The sequence below is a fragment of the Paraburkholderia jirisanensis genome (assembly GCF_054782355.1).
The window spans coordinates 696,605-715,496 of sequence record NZ_BAAGSQ010000029.1 but is presented as its reverse complement, the minus strand read 5'-3'; the positions used below and the strand labels follow the sequence as shown (position 1 = coordinate 715,496).

Here is an 18,892-nt window from a genome sequence, read left to right as displayed (position 1 = left end):
CCGTTACGCGAGCGGCTCAACGCAGCCATCGATGATGCGCGTGCAAGCGGATGCGGGCTTTTGCGCCACATGCGACGCTTTCAAATTCGACCGGATATGAACGATAAAAACAGGCGAACGCTGCGCGACGGCGCGCAGCGTGTACGGATACGCTCAGTGCGCAGCGCGTCGCGCGCCACAGGCAAGCTCAGTGCACGCCACCCGCAGTCAACGTCAGCGTATGCACCGCCGGCCCCGGCAGGAACGGAGCAACATCGCCATGCACCCATGTTTCATGGCCAGCGGTGAAATACGGCGACAGCGGATTGCCCGACTCCCCGCCCGGCATCTCGAAGATGCCGTCCTGCTCGTGCCCCGGCGACACCGAGAAGCGCTCCGACGCGCCAAACGCAGGCGCCTGCACGCGCGGCATGTTGATATCGCCGGCCAGCGGGTCGCGTGGCGTGCCGAGCCAGCCGCGCAGCCACGGAACCCAGGCCGGTATAAGGCGCGCGAACGGATGCACGATCGCCGCGCGATTGCGGTCGCCCCAGCGCGCGTCCTCGAGCGTCGTGCCCTTGGGCAACTGCGCGATCGCGCGATCGATCCGGTCCAGCATGAAGGCACGCCAGTCGGCAAAGCCGTCCGGCACCCACGTGCGGTGTTCGGCGAGCGTCTCCATCACGGCTTCATAGCGCGAGTTCGCCGCACGATAGCCGAGATCCGGCGCGACCTCGGCGAGATCCTTGTCGAGCGCGCCGAACCACGTGTCGTACAGCGAAAAATAGAACGCCCGCACCAGCCGGTAGCCGACCGCACCGGCATCGGCGCGGCCGTCCCACCCCTCGACCAGGCGCCGGAACTCCGCGCGCTGCGGATGGCCGGCAAGCGCCTGCTGATCGAGCGCAGCAAGCGCGGTGCTGCGCCAGTAGCCGATCCAGAACGCGCGGTCGTCGGTCTGGATTGCCAGCATGTCGCGCTCGGTCGCATGCGGCAGCACCAGCAGATCGTTGCGGATCTGCGTGGCGCGCGCGCCGAGGTCGGTGCCCGCATCGCCGATACGCGCCTGCTCCGCGAGCGGCAGCACGCGGTTGTTCGCGGTCCAGATGCGGCCGGACGCGGGGTCGGTGCGCGCCGGATAGGCGTCCGGCGGCAGGTAGCCTTGCCAGCCGACGTAGCTGCCGGACACCTGCGGCAGCCCTTCGACCGGATTGCTTGCGTCGCTCTGGCGGTTCTGGTTGCTCGCGATGTCGGCATCGGACAGACGCGGCAACGGACCCGCGAGGGTCCAGCCGATGTGCCCTTGCGCATCGGCGGCCGTGAAGTTTTGCGTCGGCACGCCGCTGGTCTGCGCGACATGCAGCGCATCGGCGACCGTGGCGCTGTCTTCGAGACGCGCAAGGTTCACATTGACCGCTTGCGGATCCTGCGCAACCCAGCGCAGCGCGTACGCGCGCTTGCCGACCTCCAGTTGCGGCCCCCAGCGCGTCTGGACCACCGGCAGATCGACGCTCGCCGCGCCGTTCACGTCGACCCGCTCGTGCACGACCTGGGCTTCGTCCCAGCCGCCGGGCACCTTGTAGCGCAGCGGGTTCGCAGGGTCGCGCTGCAGTTCGATCAGATCGATGAAACGGCCGTAGCTGTTGGTGAACCCCCACGCGACGCGCCCGTTGCTGCCGGCTACGACGAACGGCGTGCCCGGCAGGCTGACGCCGGTCACGCGCCGCGTGCTGCCGTCCGGTGCCGGATAAACCAGCGACAGCCGGTACCAGATGTTCGGCAGCGCCAGGCCCAGATGCATGTCGCTCGCGAGCAGCGCGCCGTGCATGCTGTGTGCACCGTCAACCGCCCAGCCGTTGCTACCGACCATCGCGTTGGTTGGCGCCAGGTCGGCGACGAGTTGCGGCATCACGTGCTGTGCAGCAGCGGATTCGAATGGCCCTTCGTCGGCGGCGGACTGCGTCGCGCGCAGCCATGACGGGCGAACCGCAGGGGGCGTTGCAAGCGGACTGGAAGCCGACGCGGGTGGGTCGAGCGGCGCGTCCCAATGGCTCGTCGCCGGCAGCAGGAACGAGAACAGCGCGGCCGGCGTGCGCTCACGCAGCGCCGCGCGCGACAACGCGCGGCGCACCTGGTCGTATTGCAGGTCGAAGTACATCGCGTAGACCACCAGCAGCGTATCCTCCGGCTGCCATGCGGCCGGCTGCGTGCGCAGCAACCAGTATTCGAACGGCCGCGCACCGAGCGCATGCAGGCCGTCGTTGACGCCGGCGGTATAGCGCTCGAGCAGTTGCCGGTCGGCGGCGGGCAGCGCGGCCAGCGCCGCGCGGGCGTGTTCGCGAAAGCGCAGCGGACGGTCGCGCCTGTCGAGCTCGAGCGCGGGCGGACCGATCAGCGCGGACATCTCGCCGGCCGCGACCCGGCGCAGCAGATCCATCTGGAAGAACCGGTCCTGCGCGTGAATGAAGCCGGTCGCGTAAGCCACGTCCGCGCGGTTCGCGCCCTGCACGGTCGGCACGCCGAGCGTGTCGCGGCCGATCGCGACCGGCGCCGATAGCGGCGCGGCACGTGTGCCGTCCAGTTGCGGCAGGCTGGCGCGCAAGCCGATCCAGATGACGAGCACGGCGGCTACAAGCACGACGACAAATGCGCCAGGCAAGAACAGTGGCCAGGCGCGGCGCCGCTTCGGGGCGGAGAGACTCGAACGGGTCATTGCGGATCAGGCGGGTCGTGGGTCAATGCGAGGCCGGAGTGGCCGGGTGGTCAGCTGACGAGCGACCTTAGCATGAGCGTGTGAAAGCGATGGGCGGCGCGGGCAGGCGCTGTGGTGCGTGTGTGGCGCGGGTTCGTGTGGCCGGTTGCGGCTTCGGTTCTGGTGGTCGTGGCGCCTCGGTCGTCGCGAGCGCGTGGCGTCCGTTGTCCGCTCTGCTGCGCTTACACAGTTGACGTCCTTCGCATGGTTGATGGCTTTTGCACGGCAGACACCTTTGCGCCGTTAGCGTCCTTCGCGTGGTTGGTGGCTTTTGCGCAGCGGGTATCCTTGCGCGATCGGCGAGCCTGGCGCCCTTCGTGCCCATCCGCTTTTCGCGCGCGCTGCCGCTATTGCGCCGCGCTCGCCATACCGATGCCACGCGCCATACCCGCCGCCGCAAACACCATCACCACGAGCAGCGCAGTCTGCACCGCGCCGACCGTCGCAAACCGCTGCGCACGCTCGAGCGGCGGCGTCGCGCCTTTCTTCAGCGCGATCCGCCAGCGGATCAGCGCGACCATCGGCGCCACCTCGAGCACCAGAATCAGCACCAGCGCGGTCATCTTCAGGTGGAAGAACGGCTCGTGGAGATAGAACGCGGTGCCCTTCTCGAAGCCGCCGAATGCCCGCAGCGCGCCGGTGACGATCAGCACCAGCGCCGACAGCCCCCACAGGTTATCGGCGAGAAAGACGCCCGGCAGACCCTGCACCGACTTGCAACGGCGCAACCCACGCGTACGCGCGACGATCGCGCCAAGCGCGAGCCCATACCCCAGCAGATGAATTGCGGCCAGCAACCAGCGGATCAGCATGGACACCTCCTGACAAACGTCGCGATGGGTCAGCCTTGTCGGTGTTGTTGCGAACGGCGTATTGCGGGTTGCGCGCGCCGATGCTGCGCTCAGATTTGCCGCAGATTTGCATCGAGCGCGCGCGCTGCGATGCGGTCGCCTTCGGTCGCCAGCTGCACGCGGAATACCGTCTGCCGGTTGTGGCCCGCCGCGGCCGGCGAATCCCACATCAGCTCGACGCGCGGCCGGCGCATCCAGCCGGCCCGGGCGCGCGGCAGCGCTGCCGGCCGCAGTGTCGCCGCGCCGGCAGCCGTTGCCGGCATGTCATGTAATTCGTGCACGCGTTCGCCGCCCGTCACGCCCGTCCCATCGCCAGCCGGTGTTCCGGCAAACTGCGGCGGCGCGCCGTGCGGCCAGCGCAGCGAAAGCTCGCGCGCGTCGTATTGGCCGAGCTTGCGGCTTTCCATCCAGACCACCGCGGTGCGCGTCACGTTATCGACCGAGATCGCATAGCGCCCGATCGCGAAACGCCGCGCATTGACATTGGTACGCCACAGCGCGCGCGGCCGGCAGATCCACAGCACGATCGCATACAGCGCCGGCGCCGCCAGCAGCCAGCCGTTGGTGGCGGCAAGCGCATTGAATGCGCCGCGCCAGCCGGCCGTCCAGACGAACGCGCCAACCGACCACGCAGCAAACAGAAACGCGAGAAATGCGAACAAACGTAACGCCTGGCGAAGCCATTGCGGCAGCGGATGAAATGGCCGCTCGGCACGGGCGCGCGCGCCCGGCAGGAAAATCAGCAGAAACAGGAGGACCAGATTGATGCAGGCCCAAGGCGACGACGCCATCCCCGACAGCGCGCCCAGCACGTTCATGTTGGACATCGAGGACAGCCAGCGGGCGAGAATCATCAGCCCGATGGCGCGCAGCGCGAAGATCGTGCCGGCGCCCGGCGCCGCGTTCGCGCGCGTCTGTCTGGTCCTCGCCAAAGCGTTCTCCTCGTGGCCTGTGTCGCCGCCCGAATGCGCGGCTCGGCCATTATAGGGATATTGCGGGGCCGGCTCATCGGTCCCACCCCGAAAGCGGCGCGTTCGATGCGTGGCGCATCCGGGATGCGCCTGCGCGCGTGCGCCGGATGCAACAGCGGCAACGATGCCACGCCCACCTCAAATACAACGACGCCCCGTGTGCGTCGATGCACGCGAGGCGTCGGGGATCATGCAGCAAGGCCGCCGTTACCGCAGCAGCCCCGCGTCGCCGGACTTAGTTTGCGTTGACTTCGCGCAGTACCGTGCGGCGTTTCTGGCGCAGCAGTTCCTCGTAGGTCGCGACGTAGTTGCGCGCCATCACCTGCGACGAGAAACGCGATTCGAACGCCTTGCGCACCGTGGCGCGCGGCAACTGGTGCAGGCGCTTGACCGCCGCAACCGCGCTGATTTCGTCTTCGACGACAAAGCCCGACACGCCGTTTTCGATCACTTCAGGCACCGAACCGCGCTTGAACGCGATCACCGGCGTGCCGCACGCCATCGCTTCGATCATCACGAGGCCGAAAGGCTCCGGCCAGTCGATCGGGAACAGCAGCGCGTGCGCGTTACCGAGGAACTCGGTCTTTTCCGATTCGCTGATTTCGCCGATGTACTCGACGTGCGGCAGCGCCATCAGCGGCTTGATCACTTCTTCGTAGTAGGCGCGGTCGGCCTTGTCGAGCTTCGCGGCCACCTTGATCTTCATGCCAGCCTGCTCGGCGATGCGGATTGCCGTATCCAGACGCTTCTCCGGCGAGATGCGGCCGAGGAACGCGAGATAGCCCGGCTTCACATCGGGAATCGGCTTCAGCAGGTTTTCCGGCAGACCGTGGTAGACGGTCTGCAGCCAGTTCGCCTGTTGCAGCGGCTGGCGCTGGTTGTCCGAAATCGACACCACCGGCACGTCGCTGAACGTGTTGAAGATCGGCTGCAGTTCGGGCAGGTCGAGACGGCCGTGCATCGTCGTAAGGAACGGCACCGGCTGGCGGGCGAACAGCGAGAACGGGTAATAGTCGATATGAAAGTGCAGCACGTCGAACTCGTCGGCGCGGCGGCGCACTTCTTCGAGCAACAGCATGTGCGGCGCCATCACGTCGCGGATCGTCGGGTCCAGACGCAGCGCTTGCGGCCAGAACGCTTCGAGCTTGGCCGACGTCTGCGAATCGCCGCTTGCGAAAAGGGTCACGTCATGACCCTGCTCAACTAGCGCTTCCGTCAGATAAGACACGACACGTTCCGTACCGCCGTATAGCTTCGGCGGAACCGCCTCGTGCAACGGAGCAATTTGAGCGATTCGCATAGAGAGAACTCCTCGTTAAAGATCAGGCAAAAAACTGCAGTTTGTAAAAGCGACTCGCGTTGCTCGCCAAGGTTGCATGGTCGGCTTCACTGGCCGCACACACCTGCTTCTTTCGAGAAATCCTGCGATGGATCGCTGGTTAGGACGCCAGGATCGGCTGTTGTCTCTAACTGCATGGGCCGGTAAACGCGCCGGATCCGCAGCCGTTGACAAACATCAGCTCACCTGGGTTGACCGAGGACGCATTATCAATGCCAGTGAGGTTCCAGCGCCCGTACATTTCAAAGTCTTTACGTTGTTACAAAGGCGAAACACTTTGCAAACCCTTGTTTTCAAAGACAGTTCTACATTGGGAGCCTTGCACCGGCGGCACGCCCCGTGCGTCTTCCGAACGACACTGTGGCGCGCAACATGGCTCCCGAAGCATTCCTCCCGGGCCCCGTTCGTGCTTTGACTGAGCGTCGCCGCAGGGTTGGAACTGCCAGGGATGCGATGCACCGCGCCGATGCACTACGCGTGCGCTTGCGCCGCCACCGGCATTGAATGCAATCCGTAATTATATCCGGAAAAAGCATGCCAACCGCGCGAACCACCGGCCCGGCAACGGGTCCAGCAGACAGACACCTCTGCGCCGTATCGTGAAAATGGCGTGAAAAGGGCGCGAAACGAATCGCGCCAAAGACTGCCGCCATGCGACTTTCCGCGGGCCTAAATGGCTTTTGCATGTTTACAATGCGGAACCTACGCTGTGTTACGAGGCATCCCGTGACCGATGAGCTAACCCGACTTCATACTGCACGCACAATTGGAACATCTGACCATTGCCCAGCGTAACGCCCACAACGCAAAGCTTGCGAGCTATGCGGACCGGCCACTTGCCTTCCTCCTGCGCTTTATCCGCCGCCATCCGTTCGCACATACCGTCGTGCTGTGCAGCGTGTTTGCCGCGGTCGGTTGCGCGCTCGCCTCGCAGTACGCGATCAAGCACCTGATCGACGTGCTCGGCACCGGTCGGCATCATCCTGGTCCATTGTGGGGCGCGTTTGCGATCCTCGTCGGGCTGATCGCCGCCGACAATCTGCTGTGGCGGGTCGGCGGCTGGTTCGCTGCGCACACGTTCGTCGCCGTGACCGGCGACCTGCGCCGCGACCTGTTTCAGTATCTGAGCGGCCATTCGCCGACCTACTACTCCGAAAAGCAGCCCGGCACGCTGGCGAGCCGCATTACCGCCACGTCGAACGCGGTCTATACCGCCGAGAACACCACCGCGTGGAACGTGCTGCCGCCATGCATCGCGGTAATCGGCGCGATCGTGATGATCGTTTCGGTCAACCCGCTGATGGCCGGTGCGCTGCTCAGCTGCTCGGCGATTCTGGCGTTCGTGCTGTACAAGCTCGCCGGACGCGGCTCGGCACGGCATCAGGCGTTCGCGTCGAAGGCCGCGGCGGTGGACGGCGAACTGGTCGACGTGATCGGCAACATGGCGCTGGTGCGCGCGTTCGGCATGACGTTTCGCGAACAAAAGCGCTTTGGTTCGACCGTCAAGGCGGAAATGGATGCGCGCCAGAACAGCCTGCTGTATCTGGAGCGGCTGCGCCTGCTGCATGCGGTGATCACCGCGTTGCTGTCGGCGGGGCTGCTCGGCTGGGCCTTGTGGCTATGGGATCAGGGGCGCGCCACCTCGGGCGACATCGTGCTGGTCAGCTCGCTCGGCTTCACGATCCTGCACGGCACGCGCGATCTGGCGGTAGCGCTGGTCGACGTCACGCAGCACGTGGCGCGGCTCGCCGAAGCGGTCAAGACGCTGCTCGAGCCGCACGGCATGCCGGATCGCAACGATGCCACCGAGCTGGTGCCGCAAGGCGGGCGCGTGGTGTTCGACGGCGTGACCTTCGCGTATCCGCGCCGCCGGCCGATTCTCGATCACTTCGACCTGAACATCGAACCGGGCCAGCGCGTCGGGCTGATCGGCAAATCGGGCGCCGGCAAATCGACCGTGCTCGCGCTGCTGCAGCGCTTCTACGAGGCGCAGGGCGGGCAGATCAAGATCGACGGGCAGGATATCGCGGGCGTATCGCAGGACAGCCTGCGCCACGCGATTGCGCTGGTGCCGCAGGACATTTCGCTGCTGCATCGCACGGTGTACGAAAACATCGCGTACGGGCGCCCCGAGGCGACGCGCGAGGAAGTGCTCACCGCCGCTCGCGAGGCGCGTTGCTCGGACTTCATCGAGGCAATGCCGGAAGGCTACGACACGATCGTCGGCGACCGCGGCGTGAAGCTGTCGGGCGGCCAGCGGCAACGCATCGCGATCGCACGCGCGATCCTGAAGAACTCGCCGATCCTGCTGCTCGACGAAGCGACTTCCGCACTCGACAGCGCTTCGGAAGAAGCGATCCAGAAAGCGCTCGACCGGCTGATGGTCGGCCGCACCGTGATCGCCATCGCGCACCGGTTGTCGACGCTGCACACCTTCGACCGCATCATCGTGATGAGCACCGGCAAGGTGATCGACGACGGCACGCCGGAAGAACTGCGCAATCGTCCGGGGCTGTATCGCGATCTGCTGACGAAGCAACACGGCAAGCATTCGACGCTGCATGTGGGCGGCAAGAAGCTCGACGAGCAGCAACACGTAGCTTGAGGGACCGCTGGCTTCGCTGGCACAGCTGGCGCGCCGCGTCGGCCGTTTGTCGGCATCACGCGCGGTACCACCCGGAACCGCCCCGGCCCCTACGGCCGATCTAGCCCACAAAAAAGCCGCTTCGTTGCATACGCAGCGGCTTTTTGTCTGTTTCCGGGCAACCAACGCCTCACTAGCCCGCCGTTCCCGCATGCGCGTCGCGCGCGCCGTCATCGTCGTTATGAAGTGTCGCCGCCTGCGCCCGCTGCAGATCGCGCATGAAATTGTCGCGCCACACCGAAACGTTGTTCTCGCGCAGCTGCACCAGCATGTCCCGATGCCGCGCCTGGCGCTCGGCGAGCGGCATCGTCAGCGCCGCGGCGAGCGCCTCGGCCATTCCGTCCACGTCGACCGGGTTCACGATCAGCGCGCCGGTGAGCTCCTGCGCCGCGCCCGCAAAACGCGACAGCACCAGCACGCCCGGGTCCGCCGGATCTTGAGCGGACACGTATTCCTTGGCGACCAGATTCATCCCGTCGCGCAGCGGTGTCACATAACCAACGTGCGCGGTACGGAACAACGCGGCCAGTACTGGCCGCTCGTATTGCCGGTGAATGTATAGAATCGGCGTCCAGTCGAGCTCCGCAAAGCGGCCATTGATACGGCCCGACTCCCCTTCGAGCTGCAGACGGATTTCCTGATACGCGTGCAGATCGGCGCGCGTGGGCGGCGCGATCTGCAGGAACGACACGTTGTTGCGCTGCGCGGGCACCTGTTCGAGCAGCCGCTCGAACGCGCGGAAACGCTCGACCAGCCCTTTCGAATAGTCGAGCCGGTCGACGCTCATGATCAGCTTGCGTTCGTGCAGCGTCGCCTTCATCGTGCGCACCGGCTTGCCGCGCTCGCCGTCCTTCGCCAGTTCGGCGATTTCGTCCGGATAGACGCCGATCGGATACGCACTCGCGCGTAGCGTGCGGCCGAAGCCGTGGATCACCGCGGGCTCGGCCGCCGCTGCCGGCCGCGCGTCGACGCTGCCGCCCGCTTCATGGACGATGTAATCGCAGAACGCGCGCAGATCGGGCTCAGTCTGAAAACCAAGCAGATCGAACGAGCACAGCGCTTCGACCAGTTCGCGGTGCGGCGGCACCGCCAGCAGCACCTGCGACGCGGGAAACGGAATATGCAGAAAGAAGCCGATGCGATTCTTCACGCCGGCCGCGCGCAGTGCCTGTGCGAACGGAATCAGGTGATAGTCGTGCACCCAGATCACGTCGTCGGGGCGTAGCAGCGGTACGAGTTGTTGCGCGAGCCACGTGTTGACGCGGCAGTAGCCTTCGAACTCGTGCCGGTCGTATTGCAGCAGGTCGGCGCGATAGTGAAACGCGGGCCACAGCGTCGCGTTCGAGAAGCCGCGGTAGTACTGGTCGTAATCGCGTCGTAGCAGACCGATGGTCGCGAAGGTCACCGGGCCGCGCTCTTCGACGCTGATCTGCGGCTGGCCGGATGTCAGCACGTCGCCGCTCCAGCCAAACCACATGCCGCCGGTTTCTTTCAGCGCGTCGTACACGCCGACCGCAAGACCGCCTGCTGCGGGGCCGCCTTCGGAAATCGGCGCAACGCGGTTCGAAACGATGATCAGGCGACTCATGGCGCGCAATTCCTGTGGTGAGGCTGCTGGTGCGCGTGCAGCGAGGTCTGCGGGGAGTTCTGGAGCGAGGTTTGCGGTAAACGCCGCAGCGAAGTCTTCCGGTAGTGCAATGAGTCCGGGCAGCGGCACGGCGAGTCTGTCCGGCAGGCCAACGACTTCATCCGGTGGCGCAGCGAGTGCATCCGACAGCGCAACGCGTTGATCCGGCGCGGCACCGCAAACACGCCGCTACTCATGCGCCGCGTGCCGCCGCAACCACCGCCGCCAGCCATGCGGTCAGCGCGCCCACCGATTCGACGCGCGTGCGCGCAATCGTCTCGCCGCCGCCGACCTTGATCGACACGCCGCCCACCTCGTCGACCACCGCGAAACCTTTCTCGTCGGTCAGATCGTCGCCGGCAAACACCGGCTTGCGGCCCGCGAACGGCGGCTCGTCGAGAAACGCGCGCAGCGCGCGGCCCTTGTCGACCCCTTTCGGCTTGATCTCGTAGACCATCTTGCCCGGCTGCACCACGTACGCGTCCGGATATTGCGCGACCAGCCGCTCGGTGGCCGCGCGTGCCGCCGCTTCGCGGTCCGGAGCATTGCGGTAATGCAGCGCAAGCGACGCGCCCTTGATCTCGAGCAGCATGCCGGGATTCGTATTCACCACTTCCGCGAGCACCTGCTCCATGTGCAGCAGCCGTTCGTCGTTGAAACCGACTCGCTGCGTGTCGCCATTCGCGTCGCGCCGCTCGGCGCCGTGCAGGCCCGCCACCGGCAGATCCGGCATGCCGAGAAAACCATCGATGCTGTCGATGCCGCGCCCCGACACGATCGCGACGGCGCCGTGCGTGAGCGTGCGCAGTTGCGCCAGCAGCGCGAGCATGTCGGGCTCGACCCGCACGCCATCGGGGGTCGGCGCCAGGTCGACGAGGGTGCCGTCGAAGTCGAAGAAGAAAGCGTATTCGGACGACGAGAGAACAGCCGGAGGTGCTTGCATCGGTTTATCTTGCCTTTCAGCCGCTTTCAGCCGGAAAAGAAGGCGCATCTTACCGCGCCTCGGTTGTTTTATCGAGAGAGTAGGACTCGTGGCAACGGCGCCGTCGTTGTCCCAGGTGTCAACACTGCATTTCGTTCAAATGCAGAACAATCGCAGTTCACCGAGCTTTCAGCCGCTGCGGCATTTTGCCTCCACATGCGGCGTGCACCGCATGGTTGGCGCACACGAGGCGGAATTGCGCTAGAGTCTGTGCCACCGCCGCGCTCCGCATTGTTGCCGATATTGCATTGAATATCCTGGTCGCGCTACACAGCGAAGCGCCTGTCACAGATCAATCGAGTCACCTGCTACGCCTTTGTTCCCTGTTACCTTTTTCACGCGCCTGTGGCGCTCCTGCGCACCGCACTTCGCCGTGCGCCATGCGCTGCGTCGTTTCGCGATCCTGGTCGGCTTGCTCGGCCTTGCCTGTGCAGTCGCCGGTGTGCTCGCCGGCTGCTCGCACAAGGAAGAGCCCTGGCACCTGACCGACGTGTCGGGTCACCTGCCCGATCTCGATTTCACGCTGACCGGCGACGACGGCAAGCCGGTAACGGGCGGCACCTTCAAGGGCCACACGTCGCTCGTCTACTTCGGCTACACGCACTGTCCGGATGTCTGCCCCGAAACCATGGCGCGCCTGATGCAGGTGCTCGGCAAGCTCGGGCCGGATGCGCAACACGTGCGCATTCTGTTCATCACGGTCGACCCGGCACGCGACACGCCGCAGGCGCTGCGCGACTATGTCGATGCCTTCGATGCGCAGCATGCGCAGGGGCTCACCGGTACCGACCGGCAGATCGAAGAGCTGGCGCGGCGCTACCGCGTTGCGTATCAGATGGAACAGCGCGATCCGAAGGGCAACTATGAGGTGACGCATAGTTCGGCGGTCTACATCTTCGACGCGCAAGGCCATGCGCGTCTGCTCGGCACCGACCGCGACACGCCCGACGCAATCGCCGCGGATCTGCGCCGTATTATTGAAGTCCGTTCCTGACGTCATTCGGGTATTGCCATGAAAAACAACATCAGACCGTTCGCGCAACTATCGAAACTGGCTTCTGCGTGCGCCTTCACGGGTGTGCTGGCAGTTGGCGCTGTCGCGCCCGCCTACGCAGCAGGCGCCGCGCAAGCGATTAGCGTGAAGAATCCGTGGGTGCGCTGGCTGCCGGGCAATCTGCCGGCAGCGGGCTATGCGACGCTCGTCAATGCCGGCGACAAACCGGTCGATCTGGTCGATATCTCGAGCGCCGATTATGGCAGCACGATGCTGCATCAAACCGTCGCGAACGGCTCGACACAGAAGATGGTGATGGTCGACAAGCTGACGGTGCCCGCGCATGGCCAAGCGCAGATCGCGCCGGGCGGCTATCACATGATGCTCGAAGAGGCGAAGCATAAGGTCGCGCCGGGCGATACCGTCCATCTGAAGCTGCATTTCTCGGACGGCGAAACGCTCGATACCGCGTTTCCGGTGAAGTCGCCTGCGCAGGTGAACTGAGCGGACGCGTGGGCGTTGCCACACGCCGTTGCCACATGCCGCTGCATCACGCCCGCTGCCTGATGCCGCTGCCAGCTAGACGCGATCGCTACGTCATGACCGCCGTTGCACGCGGCACGGGTGCGACGGTCATCTTCATGTCGCTAACGTCACGCGGCTGCGCCCAGGCGAGCCGCGCCTCGCTGAAATTACGCCGAGCGCATCCACACGTGCGGGATGCCGTCTTCTTCGTGAATCCCGGAGACCGGCTCGAAACCGAACGCGCCATAAAACGCCTGCAAATGCGCTTGCGCATGCAAGCGAATCGGCGTGCCGGGCCATTGAGCGTAGATATGGCCAAGCGTGCGCTCGAGCATCGCCTTGCCGAGTCCGGCACCGCGAAAATCGGCCGTGGTCAGCACGCGGCCAATGCGGATATCCGCATCTTGCTCATCGGGCAACAGCACGCGCAGATAACCGGCCAGCTGCGCGCCCTGCGCACCCGAACCGTAGGCAAGCAAATGCCATGCGCCCGGATCGAGCCCGTCGATATCGGTATAGAGGCAGGTCTGCTCGATCACGAATACTGCGCTGCGCGCAGCTAGCATGTCGTATAGCTCGAGGTTGGTCAGATCGTCGAACGCTTTCCAGCGCCAGTCGAAATGCGGGGTAGCCGTTGAAGTAGCGCGTTGCGGGTCGGTCATGATGGGATGTGTCGGGTGAGTGCCAAAGCGTCGCTATCGTGCATGTCGGCGACAGGGTGAATTCGCCACTCGCACCTCAATTCTTGCACGCCGAACTTGAACTGCCTGACGACAAAGCGACCGTGCTCAGGCGGACCTGAAAAAAGAAAAGCCCCGACGGATCGGGGCTTTTCTTTTACTGGAGGCGCGAGCCGGAGTCGAACCGGCCTACACGGCTTTGCAGGCCGCTGCATAACCGCTTTGCTATCGCGCCGTAAGCGGACTGCCGAACCGTACAAGGTTGCGCATGCAACGGTTCGCAGATGGTGTGCATTGGCCTACTGGCCTGCTGAACAAATCTGCCCAACATAACTACCAAACAAAAAGGGAAGCTTTGCTTCCCCGCTTTTGTTTCCAACTATCCTGGAGCGGGAGACGAGTCTCGAACTCGCGACCTCAACCTTGGCAAGGTTGCGCTCTACCAACTGAGCTACTCCCGCATGATACTGACTGCTTCACAGCGTATTGCCTGTTTGCTATTGCCACTGCATTTGCCACAACACGCTGCTTCGAAAATCTGGAGCGGGAGACGAGTCTCGAACTCGCGACCTCAACCTTGGCAAGGTTGCGCTCTACCAACTGAGCTACTCCCGCGTATTGCTGTTATTACTTGCCGCTACTGCTTACTACCGTTGCAAGCCTTGCTGCGCTTGCGTTCCGGGGCACTCACTTCAGAACCTCGCGCACCGGAGAGACGAGATTATGTATAAAGCACTGAAACGTGTCAAGCCCTCTTCGTCGCCTTTCTCTGCACGATGCGCGCGGCATCCAATGAACGCTCTGCGGTACATCCAACGATGCACCCGCGCACGCTCACACAATGCCGCCGCGCTCGCGAATCTGCGGCCACGCGAGCTTCATGTAATAGAGCATCGACCAGATCGTCAGCACCGCCGCCAGATAGATCAGCCACAGCCCCCACACGCGCGTATCGAGCACGATGCCGCCACCAAGCGGCACCGGCATGTACAGCAACAACATCGGGATCGCCACCATCTGGCATGCGGTCTTGATCTTGCCGAGCGAATTCACCGCCACGCTCTTCGATGCGCCGATCTGCGCCATCCATTCGCGCAACGCCGAAATCGCAATCTCGCGGCCGACGATCACCAGCGCAATCGCCGAATCGAGCCGCGCGACCTGCACCAGCACCAGCAACGCTGCCGTGACCATCAGCTTGTCGGCGACCGGATCGAGAAACGCGCCGAACGCGGACGTCTGATTCCATTTGCGCGCGAGATAACCGTCGAACCAGTCGGTCAGCGCCGCCAGAATGAAGATCACTGCCGCGGCCACATTGCGATGCTCGGCGCTCATCATCGTATTGGGCAGGTAGTACACGCCCACCACGAGCGGTATCAGCACGATCCGCAGCCACGTCAGAAAAATCGGGAAATTGAACGGCATGGGCAGCGACAGGGTTCTGAAAAGTGGATTTGCAATTGTGCCGGTTCGACGGGTCTGCTACAAGAAACGGCAACAATCGTTCGCTTTAACTTCAAATGTCGCACGGATCCGGTTGATGTGCCCAGACGCCGGCGCCACGAAACCACATCGAAATCACCCGCGACGCCGCATCGAAGCCGCCGACGCCGCATCGAAGCCACACTAAAGCCGCATCGCCTGCGCAGCGGCACCGTATCAACTGGTGCAGCATACCCGCCACCGCACGATGTGCAGCCCCCGCGGCCGATACCCTTCATCAATGCAACTGCCGGTAAATCTGCTCAGCGAGCGCACGCGAAATGCCTTCGACGCTCGCCAGATCCTCGACGCTCGCCGCCACCACGCCGCGCAAGCCGCCGAAGCGCGCGAGCAGCCGCTGACGCCGTTTCGCGCCGATACCTTCCAGTTCTTCGAGCCGTGAAGTCTGGCGCGTCTTGCCGCGTTTCGCGCGCATGCCGGTGATCGCGAAACGGTGCGCCTCGTCGCGAATCTGCGCAACCAGCATCAGCGCCGCGCTTTCCTTGCCGAGTTCGAGCGCCGCGCGGCCATCCGCGAACACCAGCGTCTCGAGACCGACCTTGCGCCCCTCTCCTTTCGCAACCCCAACCAGCATGCCGACGTCGAGTCCCAGTTCGTTGAACACCTGGCGCGCCATTTCGACCTGGCCCTTGCCACCGTCGATCAGCACGATGTTCGGCAGCGTGCCGCCCGCTGCGACCGGCTCGGCGGCGTCGGGCGTGACGAGCGGGTCGGCGGCGGCGGCGGGCTGCAGTTCGGCGGCTTCGTCGGCGGCATTGGCCGCGGCTTGCGCGACCATTTTTTCATAGCGGCGCATCAGCACCTGGCGCATCGCGGCGTAGTCGTCGCCGGGCGTGATGCCGGTGATGTTGTAACGCCGGTACTCGGACGACTGCATCTTGTGATGGTGATACACGACGCACGACGCCTGCGTCGCTTCGCCCATCGTATGGCTGATGTCGAAACATTCGATGCGCAACTTCGCGAGATCTTCGAATTCGAGGCTCAGCGTTTCGGCGAGCACACGCGTGCGCGCCTGCTGCGAACCTTGTTCGGACAACAGACGCGCGAGCGCGAGCCGGGCGTTCTGTTCGGCCATTTCGAGCCACGCGCGCTTCTGGCCTTGCGGCTGGCGCAGCACGGTGACCCGGTGGCCCGCCTGTTCGGTCAGCAGGTCGACCAGTTCGCGGCTCGACGGCGCGTGGCTTACGACCAGCACCGGCGGCACGCGGTTGCCTAAATAATGCTGCGCGATGAATGCCTCGAGCACCTCCGGCTCGATGCCCGGAATGTGCGAGCGGGAAGCCGGCCGGCGCGTGGGTCGCGCCGCGGCCGCGGCGGTGGCGCGTGGCGAACCGGCGGGCGGGGTCGAGGTGATGGCGTCGGTTGCGTCCACGAGCGGATCGTCTTCGGTCGAGTCGCCTGCCTGCGTCAGGTCGTCGTCTTCAGTCGATTCGGCCAGCTCGTCGTCTTCGGTCAGTTGGTCTGCGTCAAGCGGCTCAACGTCTTCGGTCGATTCATCGTCTTCGGCGAGTTCGTCCGCCTCGCGTCGCCCGTCAACGTCGGCGAGCGCATGCGCTGCGTGCGATTCATGATCCGCGCTTGCCTCATCGGCTTCTGCGTCACCCATCACGTCCGCCGCAGCGGTTTCATCCGCGTCGGCCGCCTGATCAGCCAGCAGCGCCGCGAGTTCACCCGCCTCATCGATCGCGTGCTCATCGAGCCCACCTTCGTCCACGCTCAGCACGCTCTCGACATGCGCCGGAAAATACGCCTTGTCACCGAGATGCCGGCCGCCGCGCACCATCGCCAGATTCACGCATACGCGTCCGCCAAGCGCGACCACGGCGAGAATATCGACGTCGTTATCGCCGCCCACTTCGATCGCCTGCTGATGCAGCACTGTCGACAGCGAGCTCATCTGGTTGCGTACCGCCGCCGCCTGCTCGAACTTCAGTTCGCCGGCAAACGCATGCATCTTCTGCTCGAGTTCTTTCATCACCTCCGACTGGCGGCCAAGCAGAAAGCGCGACGCATTCGACACGTCGCGCGCATAGTCTTCTTCGTTGATCGCGCTGACGCACGGCGCCGTACAGCGCCCGATCTGATGCAGCAGGCACGGCCGCGTGCGGTTGTTGAACACCGAGTCTTCGCAGGTGCGCAGCTGGAACACGCGCTGCAGGATCTGAATGCTCTCGCGCACCGCCCACGCGCTCGGAAACGGTCCGAAGTACTGGTTCTTCTTGTCGACCGCGCCGCGGTAATACGCCATGCGCGGGAACTGATGACCGGTCAGCTTCAGGTACGGATACGACTTGTCGTCGCGAAACAGGATGTTATAGCGCGGCGTCAATGCCTTGATCAGATTGTTCTCAAGCAGCAGCGCTTCGGCTTCAGAACGCGTCGCGGTCGTCTCAATCCGCACGATGCGCGACACCATCATCGCGATGCGCGGCGACAGCAGTGTCTTCGTGAAGTAGCTCGACACGCGCTTCTTCAGGTCGCGCGCCTTGCCGACGTACAGCACCGCACCGCTCGCATCGTAATAGCGATACACGCCGGGCAGATGCGGCAATTGCGCGAGCACCTTTTTCGGCTCGAAGACTTCAGGGGCGGTGGAAGCGTCAGAGTGGGTCATGCAGGATCGGGCTGGGCGCCGCGCGCGGCGCAATGGACGAATCGGAACGAAGGCTGCTTTAGAATCGCCAGTTTAGAACATTCCGCCCGCGCCCGACCCGCGCGCGCCGCCATGACCACCGCTTCCCGCCCCCCTGTGCATGCCGACGCGGCAGCTTCGCCGGCCATCGCCTGCGACATCTTTTGTGCCGTGGTCGACAACTTCGGCGACATCGGCGTGTGCTGGCGCCTCGCCCGGCAGCTCGCCGCCGAGCATGGCTGGCAGGTGCGCGTGTTCGTCGACGAGCTGCGCGCCTTCCATAAGCTGTGCCCCGACGTCGACGTGACGCGCGCGCAGCAGACCGTGCGCGGCATCGCGATCGAGCATTGGCACGAGCCCGCGCACGCCGGCGATACGCTGCAGGTGGCCGATGTCGTGATCGAAGCGTTCGCCTGCGAACTGCCGCCGGTCTACGTGGCCGCAATGGCGCGGCGCGCCCGCGCGCCGGTCTGGCTGAATCTCGAATACCTGAGCGCGGAAGACTGGATCGCGGATTTTCATCTGCGGCCGTCGCCGCATCCGCGTTACCCGCTCGTCAAGACGTTCTTCTTTCCAGGGCTCGGGCCCGGCACCGGCGGCGTCTTGAAAGAGCGCGATCTCGACAGCGAGCGTCACGCGTTCGAAGCGTCGGCGGCCGCGCGCGCCGCGTGGTGGCGCGACACGGTCGGCACGCCGCCGCCCGGCGCGGACGCTACCGTGATTTCGCTGTTCGCCTATGAGAACCCCGCCGTCGACGCGTTGCTCGAACAGTGGCGCGACGGCGCTGCGCCGGTCGTGCTGCTTGCGCCCGAGGGTCGCATTTCGGGTGCGCTCGCGCGCTTTTTCGGCATGGGTTCGTTTGGTGCGCCGTCTGGCGCTTCGTTCAGCGCTTCGCTGGGGGCCTCGCCTGGCGCCTTCGCGGGCACCTCGCCTGGTGCCGGTACTCACGCGCAGCGCGGCAACCTCACCGCACATGCGCTCGCCTTCACCGAGCAGCCGGGTTACGACCGTCTGCTGTGGGCCAGCGACATCAACTTCGTTCGCGGCGAAGATTCGTTTGTACGCGCTCAATGGGCGGCGCGACCGTTCGTCTGGCACATCTATCCGCAGGCCGACGATGCCCATCTGCCGAAGCTCGACGCGGCGCTCGCCCATTACGCCGGCGCGCTGCCCGCCGCGCCGCGCGCCGCGCTGGCGCGTTTCTGGCACGCGTGGAACGGTGTCGGCACGCCGAACTGGACCGATCTGCACGGCCATCTGCCGGCCCTTGCGACGCGCGCGCGCGACTGGGCTCACGAGCTCGCGCAGCCCGGCGACCTCGCGGGAAATCTGGCCCGATTCGCAAAAAGTCAGCTAAAATAAACGGTTAGCCAACGGCGGCCGGGGTCCAGCCCGAACCTAAGCGGC

13 protein-coding genes and 3 tRNA genes are annotated in these 18,892 nt (G+C 65.1%); 4 read left to right on the top strand and 12 right to left on the bottom strand.

The genetic code is table 11. The annotated features are described in order from the left end of the window. Positions 1 to 187 precede the first annotated feature (187 nt). The 4 genes from ACYVNQ_RS28925 to ACYVNQ_RS28910 all read right to left on the bottom strand — a co-directional run bounded on the left by ACYVNQ_RS28925 (position 188) and on the right by ACYVNQ_RS28910 (position 5,853). The gene (locus tag ACYVNQ_RS28925) at positions 188 to 2,692 is read right to left on the bottom strand and encodes a penicillin acylase family protein (protein WP_460907357.1); all 2,505 of its coding nucleotides are present in this window, start codon (positions 2,690 to 2,692) and stop codon (positions 188 to 190) included. A 386-nt stretch (positions 2,693 to 3,078) separates the two neighbouring features. After that, positions 3,079 to 3,543 (bottom strand): DUF2214 family protein, encoded by a 465-nt coding sequence (locus ACYVNQ_RS28920; RefSeq protein WP_460907355.1) that lies wholly within the window; start codon positions 3,541 to 3,543, stop codon positions 3,079 to 3,081. An 89-nt stretch (positions 3,544 to 3,632) separates the two neighbouring features. Then, positions 3,633 to 4,514 carry a hypothetical protein gene (locus tag ACYVNQ_RS28915; protein WP_460907353.1) on the bottom strand — a complete coding sequence of 294 codons (882 nt, stop codon included), beginning with the start codon at positions 4,512 to 4,514 and terminating at the stop codon, positions 3,633 to 3,635. Between the two features lie 274 nt (positions 4,515 to 4,788). Further along, a complete protein-coding gene (locus ACYVNQ_RS28910) occupies positions 4,789 to 5,853 on the bottom strand; it encodes a glycosyltransferase family 4 protein (RefSeq protein ID WP_460907351.1) in 1,065 nt (354 codons plus the stop codon). A gap of 805 nt (positions 5,854 to 6,658) precedes the next feature. On the opposite strand from ACYVNQ_RS28910, the gene ACYVNQ_RS28905 reads away from it, so the two are divergent. Next, positions 6,659 to 8,497 (top strand): ABC transporter ATP-binding protein, encoded by a 1,839-nt coding sequence (locus ACYVNQ_RS28905; RefSeq protein ID WP_460907349.1) that lies wholly within the window; start codon positions 6,659 to 6,661, stop codon positions 8,495 to 8,497. Positions 8,498 to 8,669: 172 nt separating this feature from the next. Here the strand turns inward: ACYVNQ_RS28905 and otsA are convergent, their stop codons facing one another. Together otsA and otsB are read right to left on the bottom strand one after the other, a co-directional pair. Beyond that, positions 8,670 to 10,124, bottom strand: a complete 1,455-nt coding sequence (gene otsA, locus ACYVNQ_RS28900) for an alpha,alpha-trehalose-phosphate synthase (UDP-forming) (protein WP_460907347.1) — start codon at positions 10,122 to 10,124, stop codon at positions 8,670 to 8,672. A gap of 232 nt (positions 10,125 to 10,356) precedes the next feature. Further along, entirely contained in the window at positions 10,357 to 11,106 is a 750-nt protein-coding gene (otsB, locus tag ACYVNQ_RS28895) for a trehalose-phosphatase (protein ID WP_460907345.1), read from the bottom strand. A gap of 382 nt (positions 11,107 to 11,488) precedes the next feature. On the opposite strand from otsB, the gene ACYVNQ_RS28890 reads away from it, so the two are divergent. Then, positions 11,489 to 12,139 (top strand): SCO family protein, encoded by a 651-nt coding sequence (locus tag ACYVNQ_RS28890; protein ID WP_460907747.1) that lies wholly within the window; start codon positions 11,489 to 11,491, stop codon positions 12,137 to 12,139. A gap of 18 nt (positions 12,140 to 12,157) precedes the next feature. Beyond that, entirely contained in the window at positions 12,158 to 12,643 is a 486-nt protein-coding gene (locus ACYVNQ_RS28885; protein WP_460907343.1) for a copper chaperone PCu(A)C, read from the top strand. A gap of 188 nt (positions 12,644 to 12,831) precedes the next feature. On the opposite strand, the gene ACYVNQ_RS28880 is transcribed toward ACYVNQ_RS28885, so the two are convergent. The 6 genes from ACYVNQ_RS28880 to uvrC all read right to left on the bottom strand — a co-directional run bounded on the left by ACYVNQ_RS28880 (position 12,832) and on the right by uvrC (position 17,467). Further along, entirely contained in the window at positions 12,832 to 13,326 is a 495-nt protein-coding gene (locus ACYVNQ_RS28880) for a GNAT family N-acetyltransferase (protein WP_460907341.1), read from the bottom strand. A 179-nt stretch (positions 13,327 to 13,505) separates the two neighbouring features. After that, positions 13,506 to 13,579 (bottom strand) — tRNA-Cys (locus ACYVNQ_RS28875). 150 nt (positions 13,580 to 13,729) lie between these two features. Beyond that, positions 13,730 to 13,805, bottom strand: a tRNA-Gly gene (locus ACYVNQ_RS28870). Positions 13,806 to 13,883: 78 nt separating this feature from the next. Continuing rightward, positions 13,884 to 13,959, bottom strand: a tRNA-Gly gene (locus ACYVNQ_RS28865). 219 nt (positions 13,960 to 14,178) lie between these two features. Next, positions 14,179 to 14,772: a CDP-diacylglycerol--glycerol-3-phosphate 3-phosphatidyltransferase gene (pgsA, locus tag ACYVNQ_RS28860; protein WP_460907339.1), complete on the bottom strand. Its 594-nt coding sequence runs from the start codon at positions 14,770 to 14,772 to the stop codon at positions 14,179 to 14,181. A gap of 295 nt (positions 14,773 to 15,067) precedes the next feature. Then, positions 15,068 to 17,467, bottom strand: a complete 2,400-nt coding sequence (uvrC, locus tag ACYVNQ_RS28855) for an excinuclease ABC subunit UvrC (protein ID WP_460907337.1) — start codon at positions 17,465 to 17,467, stop codon at positions 15,068 to 15,070. A gap of 111 nt (positions 17,468 to 17,578) precedes the next feature. On the opposite strand from uvrC, the gene ACYVNQ_RS28850 reads away from it, so the two are divergent. Continuing rightward, positions 17,579 to 18,847, top strand: a complete 1,269-nt coding sequence (locus ACYVNQ_RS28850) for an elongation factor P maturation arginine rhamnosyltransferase EarP (RefSeq protein ID WP_460907335.1) — start codon at positions 17,579 to 17,581, stop codon at positions 18,845 to 18,847. The last annotated feature ends 45 nt before the right edge of the window (positions 18,848 to 18,892 follow it).

Excerpts from the sequence above, each read along its gene's own strand:
- otsA (WP_460907347.1), bottom strand. The coding sequence starts at position 10,124 with ATGAGTCGCCTGATCATCGTTTCGAACCGCGTTGCGCCGATTTCCGAA.
- otsB (WP_460907345.1), bottom strand. The coding sequence starts at position 11,106 with ATGCAAGCACCTCCGGCTGTTCTCTCGTCGTCCGAATACGCTTTCTTC.
- ACYVNQ_RS28925 (WP_460907357.1), bottom strand. The coding sequence starts at position 2,692 with ATGACCCGTTCGAGTCTCTCCGCCCCGAAGCGGCGCCGCGCCTGGCCA.
- uvrC (WP_460907337.1), bottom strand. The coding sequence starts at position 17,467 with ATGACCCACTCTGACGCTTCCACCGCCCCTGAAGTCTTCGAGCCGAAA.
- ACYVNQ_RS28850 (WP_460907335.1), top strand. The coding sequence starts at position 17,579 with ATGACCACCGCTTCCCGCCCCCCTGTGCATGCCGACGCGGCAGCTTCG.
- ACYVNQ_RS28880 (WP_460907341.1), bottom strand. The coding sequence starts at position 13,326 with ATGACCGACCCGCAACGCGCTACTTCAACGGCTACCCCGCATTTCGAC.
- ACYVNQ_RS28920 (WP_460907355.1), bottom strand. The coding sequence starts at position 3,543 with ATGCTGATCCGCTGGTTGCTGGCCGCAATTCATCTGCTGGGGTATGGG.
- pgsA (WP_460907339.1), bottom strand. The coding sequence starts at position 14,772 with ATGCCGTTCAATTTCCCGATTTTTCTGACGTGGCTGCGGATCGTGCTG.
- ACYVNQ_RS28910 (WP_460907351.1), bottom strand. The coding sequence starts at position 5,853 with ATGCGAATCGCTCAAATTGCTCCGTTGCACGAGGCGGTTCCGCCGAAG.
- ACYVNQ_RS28885 (WP_460907343.1), top strand. The coding sequence starts at position 12,158 with ATGAAAAACAACATCAGACCGTTCGCGCAACTATCGAAACTGGCTTCT.